Consider the following 4,106-nt stretch of genomic DNA (forward strand, 5'->3'; position numbering starts at 1 on the left):
CACCTGCTTTGCAAGCAGGGGGTCAACGGTTCGATCCCGTTATGCTCCACCAAAACCCAATTCTTTGAATTGGGTTGATACAAGCACTACGGCTTCAGAGCGGCAGATGTTTGGACCAAACATCGAGAGCGTCTATAGCGCCTTTTCCGGACAGATCTTCAGATACGAGAAATTACATCAAAGAGCTGATGATCAGATCATTAAGCAGTCCTCAACGACTGTTTAAAAGTCTGATACTTCAGACACTTTTACATCGTTTAGAGAGCATATAAATACACGAGACGTAAGTTTTGCGTATTTGGCAGATAGTTCTTCGGAATTATCTGGTAAGCAACACATCCCGTAAGGGGTAATCGCAATTTTGTAACCCGACCAAGGTTCTTAGGCGCGTGTTGTCGGTGAAGGCCCTCCAGTGCGTGTGGGATAAGCTGATATCGTAATAATTTACAGTCTTTCCAAGTCAAAATACACTAACCAAGCCGTGATTGAACTTGTTCAATCAGCGGCCGGCAAATCCGGGTGTTCGTCAGAACGCCAAATTTGCTTTCCGTTGAAGGAGCGAGCGAGGTTGCGGTAGATGATTTTAACCGATCATCAAGTCACCAACGTAAGTTGGTAACTGGGAATGTGCGTCACACAGTAATGTGTGACATGAGTTCAATGAGTTGGGTCTGAGAAATCAGATCTAAACACAATCGTATTGATCTTCGGATTGATACACTCTCAAAATGACGACTTCTGTTCTAGAGAAAGTCTAACTTTTTCTGGATCAGATCAAGCGCGAGAAGGGCGTTTGGTGGATGCCTTGGCAGTAAGAGGCGATGAAGGACGTGATACTCTGCGATAAGTCATGGGGAGCTGAGAATAAGCTTTGATCCATGAATTTCCGAATGGGGCAACCCACTTGATATTTTGTTATTGTTAACTTTACGACGGACCTGAAGATGTCGGAGCGAACCAGCTTGCTGGTGAGACCCGTCAAGGACGGGCACGGAGTGTTAATCAATAACAAGGTAAACCAAGTATTTTTAACCTGAATACATAGGGTTAAAAAGGCAAACCCGGGGAACTGAAACATCTAAGTACCCGGAGGAAAGGAAATCAACAGATACTCCCTTAGTAGCGGCGAGCGAACGGGGACCAGCCGAGCTGTGAATGTGACTAGAACCAGTTGGAAAGCTGGGCAATATGGGTGACAGCCCCGTATAGGAAGCATGATCAGACGTATTAAGTAGGGCGGAACACGTGAAATTCTGTCTGAACATCGGAGGACCACCTTCGAAGGCTAAGTACTCCTTACTGACCGATAGCGAACCAGTACCGTGAGGGAAAGGTGAAAAGCACCCCGACGAGGGGAGTGAAACAGTTTCTGAAACCGGACGCCTACAAACAGTTGGAGGATCTTTATGATCTGACAGCGTACCTTTTGTATAATGGGTCAACGACTTGGTCTTACTAGCAAGCTTAAGCCGATAGGTGTAGGCGCAGCGAAAGCGAGTCTTAATAGGGCGAATGAGTTAGTAGGATCAGACCCGAAACCGAGTGATCTAGGCATGTCCAGGATGAAGGTAAGGTAACACTTACTGGAGGTCCGAACCCACACCTGTTGAAAAAGGTCGGGATGAGGTGTGCCTAGGGGTGAAAGGCCAATCAAACTCGGAGATAGCTGGTTCTCCGCGAAATCTATTTAGGTAGAGCGTCGTCCGAATACCCCGGGGGGTAGAGCACTGGATGGGCAATGGGGGCATACAGCCTTACTGACCCTAACCAAACTCCGAATACCCGGGAGTACTAGACGGCAGACACACTGCGGATGCTAACGTCCGTAGTGGAGAGGGAAACAACCCTGACCTCCAGCTAAGGCCCCTAATTCATGGCTAAGTGGGAAAGCAAGTGGGACGACCAAAACAACCAGGAAGTTGGCTTAGAAGCAGCCATCTTTTAAAGATAGCGTAACAGCTCACTGGTCTAATTAAGTTATCCTGCGGCGAAGATGTACCGGGGCTCAAGCCATGAGCCGAAGCTGAGGATGCACGTAAGTGCATGGTAGCGGAGCGTTCTGTGATATAGAACGCTGCGTCTTTTGTTTTGTAACTGTCACAACGTTGCAGCGGGGCGAGCAATCGTCCTCAAGTAGCGAAGCGGTAGGACATAAAATAACGGACGCAATGTTCTGACTGTGAAGCCGGCCTGTAAGGGATCCGGTGGAGTGATCAGAAGTGAGAATGTTGACATGAGTAGCGATAAAGAGTGTGAGAGACACTCTCGCCGAAAGTCCAAGGGTTCCTGCTTAAAGCTAATCTGAGCAGGGTAAGCCGACCCCTAAGGCGAGGCCGAAAGGCGTAGTCGATGGGAAACCGTTTAATATTACGGTGCCAGGAAGATGTGACGGATCATGAAGATTGTTTCCCCTTATTGGATTGGGGAGGCCGTTCAGTGGTCCCTGGAAATAGCCTTCCATTAGATCGTACCCTAAACCAACACAGGTGGACTGGTAGAGAATACCAAGGCGCTTGAGAGAACTGCATTGAAGGAACTCGGCAAAATGCCTCCGTAAGTTCGCGAGAAGGAGGCCCCGTCAGAACGCAAGTTTTGGCGGGGGGCACAGACCAGGGGGTGGCGACTGTTTACTAAAAACACAGGGCTCTGCGAAGTCGCAAGACGACGTATAGGGTCTGACGCCTGCCCGGTGCCGGAAGGTTAAAGGGAGGAGTGCAAGCTCCGAACTGAAGCCCCGGTAAACGGCGGCCGTAACTATAACGGTCCTAAGGTAGCGAAATTCCTTGTCGGGTAAGTTCCGACCTGCACGAATGGCGTAACGACTTCCCCGCTGTCTCCAATGCAGACTCAGCGAAATTGAATTGCCTGTTAAGATGCAGGCTTCCCGCGGTTAGACGGAAAGACCCCGTGCACCTTTACTACAGCTTCACACTGGCAATAGGTCAGACGTGTGCAGGATAGGTGGTAGGCTTTGAAGCAGAGACGCTAGTCTTTGTGGAGCCTCCCTTGAGATACCACCCCTGTTTGTCTTATTGTCTAACCGCGGTCCGTTATCCGGATCCGGGACCCTGTGTGGCGGGTAGTTTGACTGGGGCGGTCGCCTCCTAAAGAGTAACGGAGGCGCGCGATGGTGGGCTCAGACCGGTCGGAAATCGGTCGTCGAGTGCAATGGCATAAGCCCGCCTGACTGCGAGTCTGACAAGACGAGCAGAGACGAAAGTCGGTCATAGTGATCCGGTGGTCCCGAGTGGAAGGGCCATCGCTCAACGGATAAAAGGTACGCCGGGGATAACAGGCTGATACTGCCCAAGAGTCCATATCGACGGCAGTGTTTGGCACCTCGATGTCGGCTCATCTCATCCTGGGGCTGGAGCAGGTCCCAAGGGTACGGCTGTTCGCCGTTTAAAGAGGTACGTGAGCTGGGTTTAGAACGTCGTGAGACAGTTCGGTCCCTATCTGCCGTGGGTGTAGGAGACTTGATGGGAGTTGCCCCTAGTACGAGAGGACCGGGGTGAACGATCCACTGGTGGATCTGTTGTGGCGCCAGCCGCAGTGCAGAGTAGCTATGATCGGACAGGATAACCGCTGAAGGCATCTAAGCGGGAAGCCCCCCCAGAAACAAGGTCTCCCTTGAGGGCCGTGGAAGACCACCACGTCGATAGGTTGGAGATGTAAGTGCAGTAATGCATTCAGTTGACCAATACTAATTGCCCGATAGGCTTGATTTGATCCAGTAATAGATAGATTGCTGGACAGTAGTCCGGAATGACTAACCTGATGAAAATCAGGGTCTCGTGTATAAACCCGCCCTCGTACGGCGGGATGTTCGAATACTTTCTCGGTTTGGTGGTCATAGCACAAGTGAAACACCCGATCCCATCCCGAACTCGGCCGTTAAGCACTGTTGCGCTGATGGTACTGCGTCTTAAGACGTGGGAGAGTAAGTCACTGCCAAACCTAGTAAGTATTCGAACACGCTCTCAAAACGATATAATAAAGCTCAAGCCGCCCCTCGGGCGGCTTTTTGCGTTCTAAAACCCAAATCCGCCGGGGAATATCCGCAAAACCAACCAAAATCACCACAACGATAAACAACGCATCAGAGA

At 50.5% G+C, this 4,106-nt stretch carries 2 rRNA genes; both read left to right on the forward strand.

Annotated elements, in window-relative coordinates:
• The first annotated feature begins 772 nt into the window (after positions 1 to 772).
• A 23S ribosomal RNA gene (locus tag GGE09_RS23385) occupies positions 773 to 3,728 on the forward strand.
• A 114-nt stretch (positions 3,729 to 3,842) separates the two neighbouring features.
• Positions 3,843 to 3,957: ribosomal RNA gene (gene rrf / locus GGE09_RS23390) — 5S ribosomal RNA — on the forward strand.
• The last annotated feature ends 149 nt before the right edge of the window (positions 3,958 to 4,106 follow it).

Origin of the sequence: Roseobacter sp. N2S (assembly GCF_031454055.1) — a bacterium.
Lineage (GTDB): Bacteria > Pseudomonadota > Alphaproteobacteria > Rhodobacterales > Rhodobacteraceae > Amylibacter.